The organism is Nocardiopsis sp. NRRL B-16309, assembly GCF_001279585.1.
Classification (GTDB): domain Bacteria; phylum Actinomycetota; class Actinomycetes; order Streptosporangiales; family Streptosporangiaceae; genus Nocardiopsis.
Map to the genome: position 1 here is coordinate 24,504 of NZ_LGEC01000097.1, position 16,562 is coordinate 41,065.

The 16,562-nt window shown below is 71.0% G+C and carries 25 protein-coding genes and 1 tRNA gene; 19 read left to right on the forward strand and 7 right to left on the reverse strand.

What is annotated here, in order from left to right; all coding sequences use genetic code 11:
• The first annotated feature begins 56 nt into the window (after nt 1-56).
• Both ADL05_RS22595 and ADL05_RS22600 read left to right on the forward strand, forming a co-directional pair.
• The gene (locus ADL05_RS22595; protein WP_053619013.1) at nt 57-1,397 is read left to right on the forward strand and encodes a pitrilysin family protein; all 1,341 of its coding nucleotides are present in this window, start codon (nt 57-59) and stop codon (nt 1,395-1,397) included.
• Nucleotides 1,398-1,785: 388 nt separating this feature from the next.
• Nucleotides 1,786-3,021: a serine/threonine-protein kinase gene (locus tag ADL05_RS22600; protein ID WP_053619014.1), complete on the forward strand. Its 1,236-nt coding sequence runs from the start codon at nt 1,786-1,788 to the stop codon at nt 3,019-3,021.
• Nucleotides 3,022-3,410: 389 nt separating this feature from the next.
• Here ADL05_RS22600 and ADL05_RS22605 read toward each other — a convergent pair.
• Both ADL05_RS22605 and bcp read right to left on the reverse strand, forming a co-directional pair.
• Nucleotides 3,411-3,485, reverse strand: a tRNA-Leu gene (locus ADL05_RS22605).
• A 63-nt stretch (nt 3,486-3,548) separates the two neighbouring features.
• The gene (gene bcp, locus ADL05_RS22610; protein WP_053619015.1) at nt 3,549-4,031 is read right to left on the reverse strand and encodes a thioredoxin-dependent thiol peroxidase; all 483 of its coding nucleotides are present in this window, start codon (nt 4,029-4,031) and stop codon (nt 3,549-3,551) included.
• Between the two features lie 221 nt (nt 4,032-4,252).
• On the opposite strand from bcp, the gene ADL05_RS22615 reads away from it, so the two are divergent.
• The gene (locus ADL05_RS22615) at nt 4,253-5,347 is read left to right on the forward strand and encodes a CDP-alcohol phosphatidyltransferase family protein (RefSeq protein WP_053619016.1); all 1,095 of its coding nucleotides are present in this window, start codon (nt 4,253-4,255) and stop codon (nt 5,345-5,347) included.
• 16 nt (nt 5,348-5,363) lie between these two features.
• Nucleotides 5,364-5,759, forward strand: coding sequence for a DUF3618 domain-containing protein (locus tag ADL05_RS22620; protein WP_053619017.1), 396 nt, complete (start codon nt 5,364-5,366; stop codon nt 5,757-5,759).
• A 192-nt stretch (nt 5,760-5,951) separates the two neighbouring features.
• On the opposite strand, the gene ADL05_RS22625 is transcribed toward ADL05_RS22620, so the two are convergent.
• Nucleotides 5,952-7,181 (reverse strand): alanine racemase, encoded by a 1,230-nt coding sequence (locus tag ADL05_RS22625; protein WP_053619018.1) that lies wholly within the window; start codon nt 7,179-7,181, stop codon nt 5,952-5,954.
• A 193-nt stretch (nt 7,182-7,374) separates the two neighbouring features.
• On the opposite strand from ADL05_RS22625, the gene purU reads away from it, so the two are divergent.
• The 9 genes from purU to ADL05_RS22665 all read left to right on the forward strand — a co-directional run bounded on the left by purU (nt 7,375) and on the right by ADL05_RS22665 (nt 11,915).
• Nucleotides 7,375-8,262: a formyltetrahydrofolate deformylase gene (purU, locus tag ADL05_RS22630; RefSeq protein ID WP_053619019.1), complete on the forward strand. Its 888-nt coding sequence runs from the start codon at nt 7,375-7,377 to the stop codon at nt 8,260-8,262.
• 278 nt (nt 8,263-8,540) lie between these two features.
• On the forward strand, nt 8,541-8,762 hold the full coding sequence (locus ADL05_RS22635; protein ID WP_053619020.1) for a CsbD family protein: 222 nt from the start codon (nt 8,541-8,543) through the stop codon (nt 8,760-8,762).
• 44 nt (nt 8,763-8,806) lie between these two features.
• Nucleotides 8,807-9,274: an Asp23/Gls24 family envelope stress response protein gene (locus tag ADL05_RS22640; protein WP_053619021.1), complete on the forward strand. Its 468-nt coding sequence runs from the start codon at nt 8,807-8,809 to the stop codon at nt 9,272-9,274.
• Nucleotides 9,274-9,594: a hypothetical protein gene (locus ADL05_RS22645; RefSeq protein WP_082376780.1), complete on the forward strand. Its 321-nt coding sequence runs from the start codon at nt 9,274-9,276 to the stop codon at nt 9,592-9,594. The genes ADL05_RS22640 and ADL05_RS22645 overlap by 1 nt, the downstream gene beginning before the upstream one ends.
• 40 nt (nt 9,595-9,634) lie before the next feature.
• The gene (locus ADL05_RS31245; protein ID WP_179822257.1) at nt 9,635-9,808 is read left to right on the forward strand and encodes a hypothetical protein; all 174 of its coding nucleotides are present in this window, start codon (nt 9,635-9,637) and stop codon (nt 9,806-9,808) included.
• 8 nt (nt 9,809-9,816) lie between these two features.
• The gene (locus ADL05_RS22650) at nt 9,817-10,188 is read left to right on the forward strand and encodes an Asp23/Gls24 family envelope stress response protein (RefSeq protein ID WP_053619022.1); all 372 of its coding nucleotides are present in this window, start codon (nt 9,817-9,819) and stop codon (nt 10,186-10,188) included.
• 1 nt (nt 10,189) lies between these two features.
• Complete coding sequence (locus ADL05_RS22655; protein WP_053619023.1) at nt 10,190-10,795, forward strand: DUF6286 domain-containing protein; 606 nt, start codon at nt 10,190-10,192, stop codon at nt 10,793-10,795.
• 2 nt (nt 10,796-10,797) lie between these two features.
• Nucleotides 10,798-11,388, forward strand: coding sequence for an alkaline shock response membrane anchor protein AmaP (gene amaP / locus ADL05_RS22660; protein ID WP_053619024.1), 591 nt, complete (start codon nt 10,798-10,800; stop codon nt 11,386-11,388).
• Nucleotides 11,389-11,510: 122 nt separating this feature from the next.
• Complete coding sequence (locus ADL05_RS22665; RefSeq protein WP_053619025.1) at nt 11,511-11,915, forward strand: hypothetical protein; 405 nt, start codon at nt 11,511-11,513, stop codon at nt 11,913-11,915.
• A gap of 52 nt (nt 11,916-11,967) precedes the next feature.
• Here the strand turns inward: ADL05_RS22665 and ADL05_RS22670 are convergent, their stop codons facing one another.
• Genes ADL05_RS22670 through ADL05_RS22680 form a run of 3 tightly spaced genes read right to left on the reverse strand, consistent with a single transcriptional unit; the run spans nt 11,968 to nt 13,186 of the window.
• The gene (locus tag ADL05_RS22670) at nt 11,968-12,585 is read right to left on the reverse strand and encodes a hypothetical protein (RefSeq protein ID WP_053619026.1); all 618 of its coding nucleotides are present in this window, start codon (nt 12,583-12,585) and stop codon (nt 11,968-11,970) included.
• A 20-nt stretch (nt 12,586-12,605) separates the two neighbouring features.
• Nucleotides 12,606-12,917, reverse strand: coding sequence for a DUF397 domain-containing protein (locus ADL05_RS22675; RefSeq protein ID WP_082376781.1), 312 nt, complete (start codon nt 12,915-12,917; stop codon nt 12,606-12,608).
• On the reverse strand, nt 12,914-13,186 hold the full coding sequence (locus tag ADL05_RS22680; protein ID WP_231640870.1) for a Scr1 family TA system antitoxin-like transcriptional regulator: 273 nt from the start codon (nt 13,184-13,186) through the stop codon (nt 12,914-12,916). Before ADL05_RS22680 ends, ADL05_RS22675 begins: the two co-directional genes overlap by 4 nt.
• Here ADL05_RS22680 and ADL05_RS22685 point away from each other — a divergent pair.
• The 6 genes from ADL05_RS22685 (at nt 13,178) to ADL05_RS22705 (ending at nt 14,951) form a co-directional block, all read left to right on the forward strand.
• A complete protein-coding gene (locus ADL05_RS22685) occupies nt 13,178-13,408 on the forward strand; it encodes a hypothetical protein (RefSeq protein ID WP_231640871.1) in 231 nt (76 codons plus the stop codon). The genes ADL05_RS22680 and ADL05_RS22685 overlap by 9 nt on opposite strands.
• 176 nt (nt 13,409-13,584) lie before the next feature.
• The gene (locus ADL05_RS22690; RefSeq protein ID WP_197285898.1) at nt 13,585-13,869 is read left to right on the forward strand and encodes a type II toxin-antitoxin system RelE/ParE family toxin; all 285 of its coding nucleotides are present in this window, start codon (nt 13,585-13,587) and stop codon (nt 13,867-13,869) included.
• Nucleotides 13,869-14,174 (forward strand): XRE family transcriptional regulator, encoded by a 306-nt coding sequence (locus ADL05_RS22695; protein ID WP_053619029.1) that lies wholly within the window; start codon nt 13,869-13,871, stop codon nt 14,172-14,174. The genes ADL05_RS22690 and ADL05_RS22695 overlap by 1 nt, the downstream gene beginning before the upstream one ends.
• A 4-nt stretch (nt 14,175-14,178) precedes the next feature.
• Nucleotides 14,179-14,304 (forward strand): hypothetical protein, encoded by a 126-nt coding sequence (locus ADL05_RS32190; RefSeq protein WP_255351860.1) that lies wholly within the window; start codon nt 14,179-14,181, stop codon nt 14,302-14,304.
• A gap of 94 nt (nt 14,305-14,398) precedes the next feature.
• Nucleotides 14,399-14,650, forward strand: a complete 252-nt coding sequence (locus tag ADL05_RS22700; RefSeq protein WP_156365974.1) for a hypothetical protein — start codon at nt 14,399-14,401, stop codon at nt 14,648-14,650.
• Nucleotides 14,651-14,687: 37 nt separating this feature from the next.
• The gene (locus tag ADL05_RS22705; protein ID WP_053619031.1) at nt 14,688-14,951 is read left to right on the forward strand and encodes a hypothetical protein; all 264 of its coding nucleotides are present in this window, start codon (nt 14,688-14,690) and stop codon (nt 14,949-14,951) included.
• Between the two features lie 21 nt (nt 14,952-14,972).
• Here the strand turns inward: ADL05_RS22705 and ADL05_RS22710 are convergent, their stop codons facing one another.
• A complete protein-coding gene (locus ADL05_RS22710) occupies nt 14,973-16,385 on the reverse strand; it encodes an L-serine ammonia-lyase (RefSeq protein WP_053619032.1) in 1,413 nt (470 codons plus the stop codon).
• Nucleotides 16,386-16,562: the final 177 nt, after the last annotated feature.

The window sequence follows — 16,562 nt, forward strand, 5'->3', positions numbered from 1 at the left end:
GCCACCACCTGGCCCTGTCACCGCGTCACCGCAAGCCGCAGAAAGAGCCACAGAGCATGCTCCGTCCCGATATCGGTACCCCAGCGTCCTACACCTTTCCCAAGCCCCGGCGCATCACCGTCGGAGGCGGCACCGTCGTCGCCATCGACGTGCCCGGTCAGCGTCTCGCGTCGCTGCGCCTGGTCCACCCCTACGGCGGTGCCGTCGAGCCGCTGGACGCCATGGGCGTCAGCTCCCTGACCAGCGAGGTGCTGGAGGACGGCCCCGACGGCAACAGCTCCCTGGCTCCCGCTCTGGAGCGCCACGGCGCCGAGTGGGTCTCGCGGGTCAACTGGGACGGGTTCATCACCGGCCTGGACGCCCCCGCCAACCGCCTGGGCGAGGCCGTGCGGCTGTTCGCCGACGCCGTGCGCCGCCCCGCGCTCACCGCCGACGACATCGTCCGCCGCCGCGACCAGCTCCTGGAGCGCTTCTGGCTGGAGGCGGCCTCCGCCTCCACCCTGGCCATGCGCAGCCTGGGCGGCCAGCTCTTCACCGGCCGCTACGCCACGCCGCTGGCCGGCGGCCCGGTCAAGCTGGCCGAGGTCGCTCCCGAGACCGTCGCTGCCTTCCACGCCGACTCCATCGCCTCCGTGGCCGGGACGCTCGTCGTCGTCGGCGACCTGAGCGGCGTCGACCTGGAGGACCTGGGCAAGACCGTGTTCGGCGACGCGGCCGCCACGCCGGTGCGCGAGGTCGCCGCTCCCGCTCCGCCGCCCGGCGAGCTGCCGCGGGTCCTCATCGTGGACCGGCCCGGTTCGGTGCAGTCGGCCCTGGTCATCGCGCACCGCGCCCCGTCCCGCTCGCAGGTGGACCTGCCCCGGGCCGAGGGCATCAGCGAGGTGCTCGGCGGGCTGTTCACCTCCCGGCTCAACATGGAGCTGCGCGAGCGCCTCGGGTACACCTACGGGGCGGGCTCGCGGTTCGACCTGCGCCGCGACAGCGGGGTCTTCTTCGCCACCACGCAGGTGGAGGCGGACACCACCGCGCACTCGATCACCGCGTCCCTGGAGCAGATCGCCAAGCTGCGCTCCTCCGGCGTCACCGCCGAGGAGCTGGCCTCGGTGCGCGACTCCAACACGGTGGGCCTCCCGGTCAGCTACTCCACCGCGCGCGCCATGGCCTCCGCCCTGGTCGACATGGTGGTGCACGACCTGCCCGACGACTACGTGGACCGCCACCGCGCCGGGTACGAGGCGCTCACCGAGGAGAAGCTCAACAGCGCCGCGCAGGAGTACCTGCACCCCGAGGAGGCGGTCGTGGTGGTGGTCGGCGACGCCGAGCGCCTGAGCGGGCCGCTCGCCGACATCGGCGCCGGACCGGTCGAGGTCCGCAGCCCGGAGTCCCTGTGGTCCTGAACCGCGGCCTGCCCCCGACGTGACCGGGGCGTGCGGGCTCCCGGAGCGCTGTGGCCGGGAGCCCGCACGGCACCGCTGTCGGGCCCTCTTTCCCCAGGTGGGCAAGGGAGGGTAAGGGAGAGGAAAGTCACTGCATACACAGGGTTTCGCCGGACATAACGAAAGCGAACCTATGTGCCAGTCTTATGGCAACTACCAACGTGGGCCAGGCGTCCTGCTGGTATAACGAGTGATCCGTGCACCTACGTGGTGACAGCGACCGCAATGCTCCGCAGGAGGCCACCATGGCCGGTGAATGGACCCGTGGATAACCGTGTCCTCCCTAGACAACCCCCACACCCGGCGGCCCGAGGCGTCGCCCGGCTCAGCACGCCCGGAAGGTGCCACCATGGACGGCTCCGGAGCTGACGGCCGGCTGCTCAAGGGGCGCTACCAGCTCGTCTCGGAGATCGCCCGGGGCGGTGTCGGCACGGTATGGCGCGCCACCGACCTGGTCATCGACCGCGAGGTCGCGGTCAAGGAGCTGCGGCTGCCAGCGGACCTGAGCCGCGCGGAGCGCGAGGCGCTGCTCCAGCGCACGACCCGCGAGGCCCGCGTCGCCGGCCGGCTCACCCACCCGAGCCTGGTCACCGTCCTGGACGTCGTGGACGAGGACGACCGGCCGTGGATCGTCATGGAGCTGGTGGAGGCCTCCACGCTGGAGGAGCTGCTCAGAGTGAGCCCGCTGCCCTACCAGAGGGTCGCCGAGATCGGCCTGCAGCTCATCGACGCCCTCAAGGTCGCGCACGCCGAGGGCATCGTGCACCGCGACGTCAAACCCGACAACGTGATGATCAGCCCGCAGGGGCGGGTCGTGCTCACCGACTTCGGGCTGGCGGCGTGGAACGGCGAGTCCGCGCTGAGCGAGTCCGGCCGCATCATCGGATCACCGGCCTACATCCCGCCCGAGCGCGCCAAGGCCGGGCCGGTCGGACCCGAGTCGGACCTGTGGTCGCTGGGCGCCACCCTGTACGCCGCGGTGGAGGGCCACCCGCCCTACGACCGCAAGGGCTACATCAAGATCCTGCGCCAGGAGCAGCTGGACGAGCCCGCGGAGGCCGCCAACGCCGGTCCGCTGGCGCCGGTGCTCGCGGGCCTGCTCAGAGTGGAGCCGGGCGAGCGGCTGACCGCGGAGAACGCCACCAAGATGCTGCGCATCGCCGCGCTGGCCCCGTGGGCACCCGAGACCAGCCCCGAGACGGCGGCCCAGGGCAAGGCCACCCCCGCCGAGCCGCGGCCGGGCGGAGCCGCGTCCCGGCCCGTGGGCAAGGGCGTGGACGCCGACGAGGACGTCGACGACGAGGCGGACGGGGACGGCGAGGTCCACGAGTCCGCGCGGGAACAGGCCAAGGAGCACTTCCGCGCCGGCGGCCGGGTCCTGGCCGAGTCGCTCAACGAGCGGCTGCGGCACAGCCCCGAGGCGATGAACTCGATCATGACGTCGATCCGCGAGTCCACGGACACGCTCGGCCTGACCCACTCGGGCAGGCACGCCGAGCACAGCCTCCTTCCGGTGGTCGCCGCGGTGGTGCTCGGGGTGGCGGTGCTGCTGGCCATCGTGCTGTGGGCGCTGATGGGGCGCTGATCGGCGCTGATCGGCGCTTCACGCCGGGTCCTTCGTCGTCGCTACTGCCTGTCCCGCCCGTCGCCCGCCACCACCCTCAACGGACGGCCTTCGGCCGCAGCCCTATTCCAGGCTCGCTGGCGGCAGAGACTCCTCCTGCAGGCACCGGCGCGCCGATCAGCCGTGCTTGCTTTGGGCCTCCGCTCGTTCCTCGCTTTGGCCCGGATCAACCCCCTGGGGCTGGAGCGGGCTGAACGGCCTACCCTTCACCCCCTGGGGTGCCGTAGGACCGCGCCTGCACCTTCAACCATCGTGGGGGCGGACTGCGACGCCCCGACGGATGCGTTCTCGGGGGCGGGTGGAACACGGCGAGGCGCGCGGACCGGGTGGTTCGCGCGCCTCGTGCGACGTGGGGCCGGCGGGACTCGAACCCGCACTGTACAGCACCTAAAGCTGGCGTCTCCTGCCAATTGGACTACGGCCCCGCCGGGGACCACCATACCGTTCCCGGCAGCGGGCCGACTCGCCCGTACGGCCCGGATCCGGCCCTAGACGCCCAGTTCGCGCTTGATACGGTTGACGTGGCCGGTCGCCTTCACGTTGTAGAAGGCCCGCTCGACCTTGCCGTCGGTGTCGACGACGATCGTGGAGCGGATGACGCCCTGGACGACCCGGCCGTAGTTCTTCTTCTCGCCGAAGGCGCCGTAGGCGCGCAGGGTCTCCTTGTCCGGGTCGCCGAGCAGGGTGAAGGTGAGGCCCTCCTTGTCCCGGAACTTGGCGAGCTTGTCCGTGGTGTCCGGGGAGATACCCAGGACGGTGAGTCCGGCGGAGTCGAAGTCGCGCAGGTTGTCGCGGAAGTCGCAGGCCTGCGTGGTGCAGCCGGGCGTCATGGCCGCCGGATAGAAGTACAGCACGACGCGCTTGCCGGTCTCGGCCAGGACCTGGCTGAGGGTCACCGGCTTGCCGTCGGCGTCGTCGAGGGTGAAGTCCGGCGCCGGGTCTCCGGTCTCCAGACGGATCGGGTCGCTCACGTGGTGTTCCGTTCCTCTAGGGGTCGTCCGTCCCTCAGAGTAGCCATCCCCTCGGACCACGTGCCCGTGGTCTGTTGCGATTCCGGTTCGGTTGGTTCTCGGGGGCGGTGACCAGCCCTCTGATCACCTATTGTTGACCGCACTCATGTTCTGGCTGCAGATGACCTCCAGCAGCAGGTTTCCGGAACACATCCGCTTCGCGTTGGGGAGTATTGGCGACGATGCCTGGATTCACACTCGACGAGGTCAGGACCCGTACCCTCAAGGAGCGCGACTCCTGGTGGACGGTCTTCCTCGTGGACCCGATGGCGGTCCGGCTCGTGCGCGTGGTGGCGAACCGGACGTCGGTCACGCCCAACCAGCTCACGGTGGCCGCGCTCTTCCTCGGGCTGGGCGCCGCGGTCTGCTTCGCGCTGGGCTACCGGCAGGCGCTCGCGCTGGGCGCGCTGCTCTACTTCCTGTGCTTCGTCGTGGACTGCGTGGACGGCAAGCTCGCGCGTCTCACCGGGTCCGAGACCCTCATCGGCGCGTGGATGGACTACGTCTCCGACCGCTTCCGGGTGCTGGTGTGCGCGGTGGCGCTGATGGGCGGGCAGTACGTGCTCGCCCAGGACGAGAACCCCGACTCCGCGCCCGTGGTCTACGTGTGGCTGGCTCTGGCCGTGGTCTTCGTCGACATGCTGCGCTACCTCAACGCGCTGCAGGTGTACAAGCTGCGGCGCGAGATGCGCTCGCACCTGGCCGCCGCCCTGGAGCGGGCGCGCGCCACGCTGTCGATGCTGGAGCCCGCGGACGGGGACCGGCCGATGAGCGACGGCGGCGAGCAGGCCGTCCTGCGCCACGGCATCGGCGTGTTGGAGCAGATCCTGCACAGCCAGAACGAGCGTGAGGCGCGCAACCACCGCGCGGCGGGCAAGCAGCCGGACCTGACCCTGCCCAAGGTGGACCTGCACCAGGAGTTCCGGACGCGCTTCCCGTGGTACCAGCGGTTCTGGGGGGCGCTGAACGACCGCCGCATCCGCACGCACCTGGTCGGCGGCATCGAGTTCCAGATGGCGGTGTTCGTCGTCGCACCGCTGGCGATGGCGATCTTCGCGATGCCGTCGCTGGTCGGCTGGATCGCCGCGGTCACGGGCGTTTTGCTTCTCGCGTTCGAGATCGCCATCATCTATAAACTGTGGTTGTCCACGCGGGACTTCTTCCGCGTGGTCGACGGAATCGACGGCGCGCTGAGGTTCTCCGGTCCGTCCGACGGCGCGGAGGACGAGGGCCGGGGCACCGGCTCGGACACGGGTTCCCAGACCACGATGCGCTGATGGAGAGAGGGTGCCCATGACGGGAAGCGACACCGAACCGCGCCAGACCCCGGCCGAGGTCCAGGCCGAGATCGACCGCGAGCAGCGGCGACTGGCCGAGACCCTGGACGAGCTCGGCGAGCAGGCCCGCCCCGCCAACATCGCGCGTCGGCAGGTCGCCAAGGCCAAGCGGCGGGGAACCCGTCTGGTGGACGAGGCACGCGCCCTGGTGGTCGGCGGCACCGTGCGGGTCGAGAGCCACCTCGTGGAACCCGAGGAGGGCAGCATCCGCCTCAAGGGCGACGACGAGGTCGTGACCACCTACGAGTCCCGCGGCCGGATGTCCACCGAGGCCATGCTGCTGGCTGCCGGACTCGGCGCGATCGTCACCGCCGGCGTGGTCGCCTGGGCGGTCCGCCGCAGGCGCGGCTAGAACATCGGTCGAGGGGCCCGTGCGGCGCACGGGCCCCCTTCGTGTGCGCCCGGTGAAAAACCGTTGTCGGGCGGTCGCGCACCCCTTCACGCTGTTCCGGCGCTATCCGGGACTGCGGCGCGACCGGAACGGGGTGTACCGGTTCCCGCCGGACCGGCCGCAGGTCCCGCTCATGTACTCGCTCCGGGCGCGTCAGAGGAACGTTCGGCCCTCGCCGCGGTAGGTGGGGGCGGCTCCGAGGTAGGCGCCGGTGTCGGAGTCGACCAGGTGGAGGGTGTCGAAGCGCTCGCACAGCTCTCCGGCCTTGGCGTGGCGCATCCACACGCGGTCGCCGATGCGGAGCCGGTCGGCGGCGGCGCCCAGCAGGGGGGTCTGGACCTCTCCGGCGCCCTCGTTGGCGGTCAGGGACAGCCCTTCGGGCAGGTACGGCAGGGGCGCCCGGAACCGGTCGGCCGGGCCCGAGGCGGGGTAGCCGCCGCCGAGCACCGTGGCCGCGCCGCGGGCGGGGCGGCGCACGACGGGCAGCGCGAAGAGCGCGGCCGGGCGCCCGTGGAAGGACCGGTAGTGGTCGAACAGGTGCGGGTGGAAGAGGCCGGACCCGGCGGCGAGTTCGGTGACGGCCCGCTCCCGGCCGGTGGTGTGCAGGCTGCCGGTGCCGCCGCCGTTGACGAAGCGCAGGTCGGCCACCGCGCGCACGGCCCGGACGATCGCGGCGCGGCGGCGGGCCAGTTCGATCGCGGAGCGGCGCTGGATACCGCGTAGCAGGCGGCCGTAGAGGGGCCGTCCGGGCGGGGCGTCGCCGACGCCGGCGATCTGGCCCTCGTAGGCCATGATGCCGTCGAGGACCAGTTCCGGGCGGCGTCGGACGGCCAGGGCGAGCGCGGCGGCCTGTTCGGGCGTGCGCACGGGGGAGCGGTAGCTGCCGATGCGCGCGGCGGAGCCGAACGGCTGCCAGCTGGTGTCGATGTCCAGGCACACCCTGATGCGCGGGGGCTCCGGGGTGTCGGCCGCGGCCTCGGCGACGGCGGAGGCGATCAGGTCCAGGTGGGCGGTGTCGTCCACCATCAGGGTGACGACCCGGGCGGCCCAGGGGTCTCGGGCGAGCCGGGCCAGGGCGTGGCGGTCGGCGGTGGGGTAGGCGACGAGGATGTCCCGGGCCAGGGGATCGTCCGGGCCGCCGGAGGCGAGCCAGAGTGCCTCGGGGAGGGTGAAGGCCATGATCCCCGCGTAGCCGGGCAGCTCCAGCGCGGTGCGGAGCAGATCGCGGCTGCGCACCGACTTGCTGGCGATGCGGACGGGGCGGCCGTGCGCGCGCCGGGTGAGGTCGGCGGCGTTGGCGCGCAGCGCCGCCAGGTCGACCATGGCGAAGGGGGGTTCCAGATCGCGTGTGGCGGCGTCGTAGGTCTCGCGCAGGCGTGTCATGCCACGAGGATGCCAGAACATGAATGTCTTTCATATTGTCCGGGGCGCACGAATTCATGACGGGGGACGAGCGCGGGACGGGCGCCTCGGCGGGCACGGCGGCGCGGGATCGGGCCCCGCGGTTTGCGCGGGGTCGCTACCCTGGGAGGTCACGGCTGATCAGCCGGTTCGATCCCAGGAGTGGAACCCTTCCATGAGTGAGCGCGAGTACATTCTGACCCTTTCGTGCCCCGACAGCCGGGGCATCGTCGCGGCGGTGGCCAACCTGCTGTCCGACCACGGTTGCAACATCACCGAGAGTCAGCAGTACGGCGACCACTACACCGGTCGGTTCTTCCTGCGGATGCAGTTCCTCGCCGAGCGCGGGGAGGACGGCGTGGTGGGCGAGGACGTCCTGCGGGGCGCGTTCGCCGCTCTGGCGGGGGACTTCGGCGCGGGGTCCGGCGACCCGGTCGTGGAGTGGAGCCTGCAGCCGACCGACGCGCGCCCGCGCATGATCGTGATGGTGTCCAAGTTCGGACACTGCCTCAACGACCTGCTCTACCGCCAGCGCAGCGGCCTGCTCGACGTCGACATCGCGGCCGTGGTCTCCAACCACCCGGACCTGGAGTTCCTGGCCTCCTCCTACGGTGTGGACTTCCACCACCTGCCGGTCAACGCCCAGACCAAGCTGGAGCAGGAGGCGCGGCTGCTGGAGCTGGTCGACTCCTACGACGTGGACCTCATCGTGCTGGCCCGGTACATGCAGGTGCTCTCGGAGCAGCTGTGCACCAAGATGTCCGGCCGGATCATCAACATCCACCACTCGTTCCTGCCGAGCTTCAAGGGCGCTCGCCCCTACCACCAGGCGCACGCGCGCGGTGTCAAGCTCATCGGCGCGACCGCCCACTACGTCACCGCCGACCTCGACGAGGGGCCGATCATCGAGCAGGAGGTGTCCCGCGTGGCCCACACCGACAGTCCGGAGCGGCTGACGGCGATCGGTCGGGACCTGGAGTCGGTGGCGCTGGCGCGGGCGGTGAACTGGCACGCGCAGCGGCGTGTCCTCATGAACGGCGAGAAGACCGTCATCTTCGGCTGACCCGCCGGGATCGGGAACTTTTTTTCGGACACATCGGGGCGCCTTCGGGCGCCCCTTCGGCGTTTCTGGGCCCGGGTGGGTTTCCGGTCAGGAATTGGGGCACAGATGGTATTGACATGACCCTCGTGACCTGCGAATTTTCGCTTAGAGTATCTTGTCTGTGACTCACGGTGTGTATATGGTGTGAATGGTTCCATACTCGTGCGGTCGTGCGGAGTGCACGGTCGGCGGGTTTCGGTCAACTAATTCCGGGTCGTGTGATCCGGCAGGGGGCACTCATGGGCAAGCACTTCGACGACGCGGTCGGCAAGGGCAAGGAAGCGGTCGGCAAGGCCACCGGGGACCGGGGCACGGAGGCCGAGGGCAAGGTCGACCAGGCCAAGGGCCAGGCCAAGGACGCCGCGGACCAGGCCAAGGAGAAGGCCGAGGAGCTCAAGGGCAAGGCCGGCGAGGCGGCCGAGTCGGCGGCTGAGCGGGTCAAGGGCGTCTTCGAGCGCTGACACCGTCGCGTCACAGCCGTTCGACCACCGCGGAAGGGGAACCAGTGTCGGATACGAGGACCGAGGCCGGCGTGCCGGAAGCGCGCGCAGGCGGACGCAGGGACAGCGCCTCGCACGAAGGGGCGGGCCGGACGCAGATCGCCGACGGCGTCGTGGCCAAGATCGCCGGCATGGCGGCCCGCGAGATCGGCGGGGTCTACGCCATGGGCGGCGGGGCCGCCCGCGCGGTCGGTGCCGTCAGGGACGCCATGACCAGGGGGGACTCGTCAGTCGCGCGCGGCGTGGCGGTCGAGGTGGGTGAGCGCCAGGCGGCCGTCGACATCGACGTCGTCGTCGAGTACGGCGCCGCCATCCAGGACCTGGCCGCGGCGGTGCGCCGCAACGTCACCACGGCGATCGAGCGCATGACCGGCCTGGAGGTCACCGAGATCAACATCAAGGTGGACGACATCCACCTGCCCGACGACGACCAGGGCGACGAGGACGCTTCCTCCGAGCCCCGGGTCCAGTAGTGGCGGCCGACACCCGGGACCCGGGCGAGGTCGCCCGGGGCATGGCGCGGGCCGTCAGGGACTGCCCGGATGTCGTGGAGCTGTCCGCCGGGGGGTTCGGAACGCTCCAGACTCCCGTACCGGGCGGCCGGGTGCGCGGGATCGCGGTCCGCGGGGACCACGTCGAGGTCGGCGTGGTGGTCCGGTTCGGCCGTGCGATCCCGGACATCACCGCCGAGATCCGGGACGTCCTGGCGCCGCTGGCGGCCGGACGGCCCGTCCACGTCTACGTCGAGGACGTGGTCGCCGGGCTCGGGGAGGGCAGCCGCGCGAGCGGTTGAGGTGGCAGTGCTGGACACAGCTGGACAAGAGGGGGAAGCCATGTGGCCGATCGTTGGGTTGTCCTACGGGACCGTACTGGGTCTGGCCGGCGCGTTCGGCGGATTCACGGCCTTCGCGCTGGTCCTGGTCCTGGGACTGGTCGGTTTCGTCGCGGGCCGGGCGATGGAGGGCGAGATCGACCTGGCCGAGATGTTCACGCGGCGATCGGCCTGAGGGGCGCTGTGGCCGGAACACGAACCGACACGGTACCCCGCCAGCGTGTCGAGCCGCCGGGATCGGCGGGGCGGCACCGCGAGGGCGGTGCCGCCCGTGACCCCGGCGGCCGGACGGACATCGCCTCGGGCGTCATCGAGAAGGCGGCGGCCCGCGCCGTGGGCGAGGTGGACGGGGCGAGCGCGGTCCGCGCCCGCCCCGCCCGCGCCAGGACGAGCGGCGACGTCGTCCTGCTGCGGCTGCGGATCGCCGTGCGCTACCCGCGGGCCGCGCGCGAGGTCGCGGCCCGGGTACGCGAACACGTCAAGGACCGGGTCGAGTGGATGACCGGCAGGAACGTCCACCACATCGACATCGAGATCGCGGAGTTGGTGCGCTGACATGACCACCGTCGAAGAGGTGCTCGGCCGCCCGGACCAGGGCGTGGAGCGGAAGGCGACGCGGGTGGCGGTCCACACGTTCCGCCCGCGCCGGTCGTGGCCCGCGGTGATCACGGGTCTGGCGATTCTGATGGTGGCCGTGGTGTCGGCGGCCGAGGTCATCTCCGCCCTGGCCGGCAGCCCGCTGCAGCTGATCCCGGTGGGGCGCGCCGGGGAGTTCGCCGCCACCACGACCTGGTCGCAGCCGTCGGTGCAGATCGCCTCCGCCGTCCTGGCGCTGATCGGGCTGGCCCTGATCGTCCTGGCCCTGGCGCCGGGCCGGAGCCGGTGGACGGTGCTGCGCACGGGCGACCCGGCCCTGGTCGTCGGACTGACCCGCCCGGCGCTGCGCCGGGCGGTGAGCGCGGCGGCCCAGGAGGTCGACGGCGTCGAGGGCGCGCACGTGGCGGTCCGCGGCCACCGGCTGCGGGTGCATGTGCGCACCGGAATGCGCACCTCGGAGGGGCTGGCCGAGGCGGTGACCGCGGCGGTGGAGCGGCGGCTGGAGGAGTTGGCGCCGCTGCGCAGCATGCGGATCGTCACGCACGTGCGGCACGCGGAGGGTTGACGATGGCGCGGGACAGGAATCGCAGGTCGGCGCGGGGTAACCGGATCGGGCTGGCGCTGGTGGGCGGAGTGCTCCTGGCGGGCGGGCTGCTCGCGCTCGCGCTGGGGCAGGGCCTGCTCGGCACGGACCTGGCGGGAGAGGCCCTCCTGGGCCCGGCGGCCCTGGAGGTGCTCGACCGGCAGTGGGTGCCCTACGTCGCGGTGGCGCTGTCCTTCGTCGCGGCCTTCCTGGCGCTGCGCTGGCTGCTCGCGCAGGGCATGAACGACACACTGGGCCGCCTGGTCCTGGAGCAGGACCCCGGGGGCCGGGTGGAGGTCAGCGAGAGCGTGGCGCGCGGCGCCCTGGAGCAGGAGGTCGCCGAGTACCCGGGCGTGCGCCGGGCTCGGGCGCGGCTGACCGAGTCCAGCGACGCGCCGCACGTGCGCCTGGCGCTGACGCTGGAGGACGACGCGGACGTGGCGGGGGTGTGGCGGCGGGTGCGGTCCGAGGCCCTGGCCAACCTGCGCCGCGCGCTGGAGCTGGAACGGGTCCCGGCGGTGGTGCGGATGTCGATGACGGCTCCCGCCAAGAACCCCCGCCGCAGCCTGGCCTGACCGGGCGCGGGGTTCACCGACCGGAGCGCGGCACGCCCGGTGAGGCGGAGCAGGAGCGAACAGGTCGGCGAAGTCGGTGTGGGAGGCGCGCCAGGAGCACGGTGCGGGGTTACGTTGGCGCCATGACGAGACTGACCTTCGTGAATCTGCCCGTGCGCGACATCGGCGCCACGCACGCGTTCTGGGCGTCCATGGGGTTCTCCTTCAACCCGGAGTTCTCCGACGAGCAGGCCCTGTGCATGATCGTGAGCGACTCCGCCTTCGTGATGCTGCTGGAGGAGTCCTTCTTCCGGAGCTTCCTGCCCGAGGGGGCGCCGTCCACCGCCGCCGCCGGTTCGGAGGTGATCACGGCGGTGACCGTGGGCAGCAGGCAGGAGGCCGACACCCTGGCCGCGGCGGCGGACGCGGCCGGAGGCCGGGCGGTCTCCACGATGGACGAGTCCGGCATGTACTCGCGCACGGTCGCCGATCTGGACGGCCACCTGTGGGAGTTCGTCCACATGGACATGGGCGGCGCGAACGCCTGACGGCGGGGCGTCAGGACAGGCCCTCGCCCTCGTCCTGAGGGCGTAGCTGCCATCAAGCGTCCTGGGCGATCTCGCTGGCTAGTGTGCGCAGGCGGTAGTGGTTGCCCGTGAGGGTTCTCAGACCGTAGAAGAGCTGTTCCATCCAGTCGCCGTGTTGGTTGAGGGAGTCCGGGACGCGGGCCACGTGGTCGGAGACCTCAGTGATATCGAACTCGTGCGTCCGTGTGCGGTTCTGGTCGTCCTCGTCGCGTGCGCTGACGAACACGAAGAACGTCCACACCCGCTGGACGCTCATCCCCGCGGGGCGGGCGGACCGCAGGGCGAACTCGGTATGGGGCCTGCGGAAATAGTTCAGTGGCGCGCGGACCGTGAGCCCGCCGCCGACCTCGCGCCACGGCGGCTCGACGCGGAAGTGGTGCAGGTCGGAGAAGAGTTCTCGGCGCAGCTCCAGGTAGGACGACCCGAACGAGGTCAGACCGCTCACGGCGTCGGCCACGTCGAGGTCGTTGTCGCACGAGTTGATGCTGAGTCGTCGGTTCTCCCACGCCCTGTTCACCCACTCCTTGAGGAGGATGTCGAGGTGCCGGGGGAGTCGGTAGGCGTCCTCGGCGGCCTGGATGGTCAGGCCGATGCCGTCGTGGAGCCGTGCGTAGCGTTCCGTGAGGTTCATGGGGGCCTTCGCGTGAGGGGTTACTCGGAGAGGGCGGTGGTGAGGAAGGTGGCCCACTCGGCGGCGGGGAAGGGGAGGTGCCGGGCGCCGGGGTGCTTGGAGTCGCGGATCGCCGCGCCGCAGGGCAGGTCGCCCACCTCGACGCAGTCTTGGCCCCGGCCGCTGTGGCTGCTTTTGCGGAAGCTCTCAGGGAGGTGCGTGACCTCGACACAGTCCTGGCCTTGTGCGCTGTAGCTGCTCTTGCGGAAGCTCGCAGGGATCTGGGCGACCTCCACACAGTTCTGACCGGCGCCGCTGTAACTGCTCTTCTGGAATTCCAGCCGGTGGCTCATGTCCGCTTCTCCAGTGACTCGGCGACACCGCTGATGAACTTGGCCGATCGGGACGTAGACAGCGCTATCCCCTGAAGGTTGCCAAAGGCAACGTTATACTCCTCGACTTCCTCGGAGCGTTCGAGGAAGAGACTTGTGGTGGCGGTCTCCACGTGCACGATTGGTGTGTCCTTGGGCTCTGGGAAGTCGAGGACGGTGAACGCTCCCTCCATCCCTAGGTACTCGCCTGCCTCGTAGGGCAATACCTGGACGTCGATGTTGTGCCGCACCGCGAGGTGCCCGCCCGTGAGCACGCCCAGGCCGCCGCGATCCAGGCCCGGCACCGCCATCTGGTCACCTGGTGGGGCGAGGCGACGCAGTCGTTCTGGGTCGCCACGCCCACCGGCCTGCACGAGGCCGTCGACGTCGACGCCCTCCCGCTCCTGCTGTGGCCGCACTCGGATCGGTTCGCGCGCCCGGAGCCCGGTGCCCCGGTCCTCAGCCTGACCTGACATCATCCCGCCGCCGTGGCCCCCTCTTCCTCCTTCGAGTGGGCGGCCCATAGCGAATGTGTAGAACCTACAGCCTATACAACCTGTGGGTTGTACCGTTACCATGGTGTGGAAGATAGAAATCGAACTGATAGCGCCGTGGTTGGACGACCTCGGCCAGGGGCTCCTACGAGCAGGTGGTCGCGGCCCTCGAACTCCTCGCGGAGAGCGGGCCATCGTTGGGGCGTCCGCTGGTGGATACCGTGCACGCTTCACGCCACAGGAACATGAAGGAGCTTCGGCCAGGTTCCACCGGTCGTACGGAGTTGCGTGTCCTGTTCGCTTTCGACCCGAAGCGCGAGGCGATCATGTTGGTGGCGGGAGACAAGGCCGGGGACTGGGACAAGTGGTACCGCAAGAACATCCCGATCGCCGATGATCTGCTCGACACTCACGTTGAACGGTTGAAGGGAGAACTGTGATGGGGACGAGTTTTCAGGACATGCTGGCCAAGCGGCCGGTCGATCGTGACGCGGTGGACGAGCACAAGAGGCAGATGCGGGAAGAGGTTCTCGCCTATCGGCTGCGTGAACTGCGTGAGGCGGCCCAGCTCACGCAGGTCGAGCTCGCCAGCAGGCTGGAGGTCAGCCAGAACCGTGTCTCGGGCATTGAACGCGGTGACATCGACCGTGCCCAGGTCGACACTCTCCGCCGGTACGTTGAGGCGCTCGGTGGAGAGTTGCACGTGGAGGTGGAGCTGGGTGACCAGCGCTTCCAGATCGCCTGAGGACGTGACCCTGGTGTACCCACGACGGCACGGCGAGCAGGAAACGCGGCGGCTCGTCGAGGCCCGCAGGGACTCCCCGACCGTGCCCATGTCCGAGGTGATGGCCGAGACGCTGGAACGTCACGAGTAGGGGCGTCACCGTTTTCACTGGCGCCGCCGCCTTCGTGTAGGTGACCACCGTGTGATCTGCGCCGTTAGTACACGACCCGCAGGTGGTATCCCTGGTGCGTGTCCTGCACGACCGGTCTCCGCGCATCCACTGCTTTCCCGACTACGTGCCGCGAGGGATGAAGCTGTGCTGGGTGCGGCACGGCGGAAGCTGGTGCAAGGGGCTGCTCAAGCGGTGGCGAGGGCGTAACGGCGCCGGGCTGTGGGAGGCGAACGTCGCCTACGTGGTCGAACTCGCTTTGCTGGACGTGGTGGTGGACGAACGGCGGTTGCGCCCGCGCGAAGCCGGACAGGAATCGTTCCGCTGACCCCGTTACGGCGGGGGACCGCTCTACGATGGGGTCCATGCCGGGGCAGAGACGCAGACGCGAACGCGAGGCGCGCCGCCGCGCGGCTCGGGAACAGCGGGAGAGCGAGGGCCGCTGGGAGGTGGTCTTCGAGACCACCGACGAGGCGGAGTGGCGCGGCCGCCACGGGCGCGTGCGCACGGACCTGGCCCAAGTCCGGGACGAGGACCTGCGCGTCGACGTCCTCTGTGGGCGCGGGGCCCACCCCACCACCTACCGCCTCAGCGTGCTCGTACCCCGCGACACCGACCGCGACGAGTAGCCTCCGCGGTCCCCTGGCGCCTCAGCACTCGATGACGTTGACGGCGAGGCCGCCGCGCGAGGTCTCCTTGTACTTGTCCATCATGTCGCGGCCGGTGTCGCGCATGGTCCGGATGACCTTGTCCAGCGACACGAAGTGGCTGCCGTCGCCGCGCAGGGCGATGCGGGCGGCGCTGATGGCCTTGACCGAGGCCAGCGCGTTGCGCTCGATGCACGGCACCTGTACCAGGCCCCCGATCGGGTCGCAGGTCAGGCCCAGGTTGTGCTCCATCGCGATCTCCGCCGCGTTCTCCACCTGGGCGGGTGTGCCGCCCAGCACCTCGGCCAGGCCCGCGGCGGCCATCGAGGACGCCGAGCCCACCTCCCCCTGGCAGCCCACCTCCGCGCCGGAGATCGACGCGTTCTGCTTGAACAGCAGGCCGATCGCGGCGGCGGTGAGCATGAACCGCACGACCCCGTCGTCCCCGGCGCCCGGGCTGAAGTGCAGGTAGTAGTGCAGCACCGCCGGAACGATCCCCGCCGCTCCGTTGGTCGGCGCGGTCACCACCCGGCCGCCCGCGGCGTTCTCCTCGTTGACCGCCAGCGCGTACAGGGTGATCCAGTCGCTGCCCCGCATCGGGTCCGGGTCGGCCGTGGTGGGGGCCAGCAGCCCCGACTCGTCGCACGCCCCGCCCAGCTGGCGGTACAGCCGGTGCGCGCGGCGCGGCACCTTGAGACCGCCGGGCAGGCTGCCCTCGGTCATGACCCCGCGGCGCACGCACTGGCGCATCGCCGTCCAGATCGTGAGCAGCTCCGCGTGGATCTCGGCGGCCGTGCGGCCGAAGGCCTGCTCGTTGGCGAGCATCACGGCACTGATGGACATCCCCGTGTCCGCGCAGATCGCCAGCAGCTCCTCGGCGCTGGCGAAGGGGTGGGGGACCTCGGTGTCGTCGGCCTTGATCCGGTCGGCGCCCGCCGCCCGCTCGTCCACGACGAAGCCGCCGCCGACGGAGTAGTACACCTTGGCCGCCAGCTCCGCGCCCGCGGCGTCCAGCGCCACGAACCGCATGCCGTTGGGGTGGTCGGGCAGGCTCTCCTTGCGGCGGAAGTCCACGTCCACGGCGGGGTCGAAGGCCACCTTCGGCCCCTCGGGCCCGCCCAGCTCCAGAGTGCGCTCCTCGCGCACCCGCTGGACCAGGCCGGGGACCGCGTCCACGTCCACGTGCTCGGGCGTGTGCCCCATCAGCCCTAGGATCACCGCGGTGTCACTGCCGTGCCCCTTGCCGGTGAGCGCCAGCGAACCGTACAGTTCCGCGCGCACGTGCGCCGTGGCGACCAGGAGCCCTTCCTCGCGCAGCCGTCCCGCGAACGTCCGGGCGGCCTTCATCGGGCCGACCGTGTGCGAACTCGACGGTCCGATACCGATCTTGAACAGGTCGAACACGCTGATGGCCATGGCTGTCCTCCTCGTTGAGTACAGGGCCCTGGTACAGAACTGCCGTGCGGGGCACGGGGCCCCGCACGGCAGGGCTCTACAGGTTGGGGTAGAGCGGGTGCTTGGCGGCCAGCGCGCGCACGCGCGCGCTCAGCGCCTGGGCGTCGAAGTCGGGCTTGAGGGCCTGGGCGATGACGT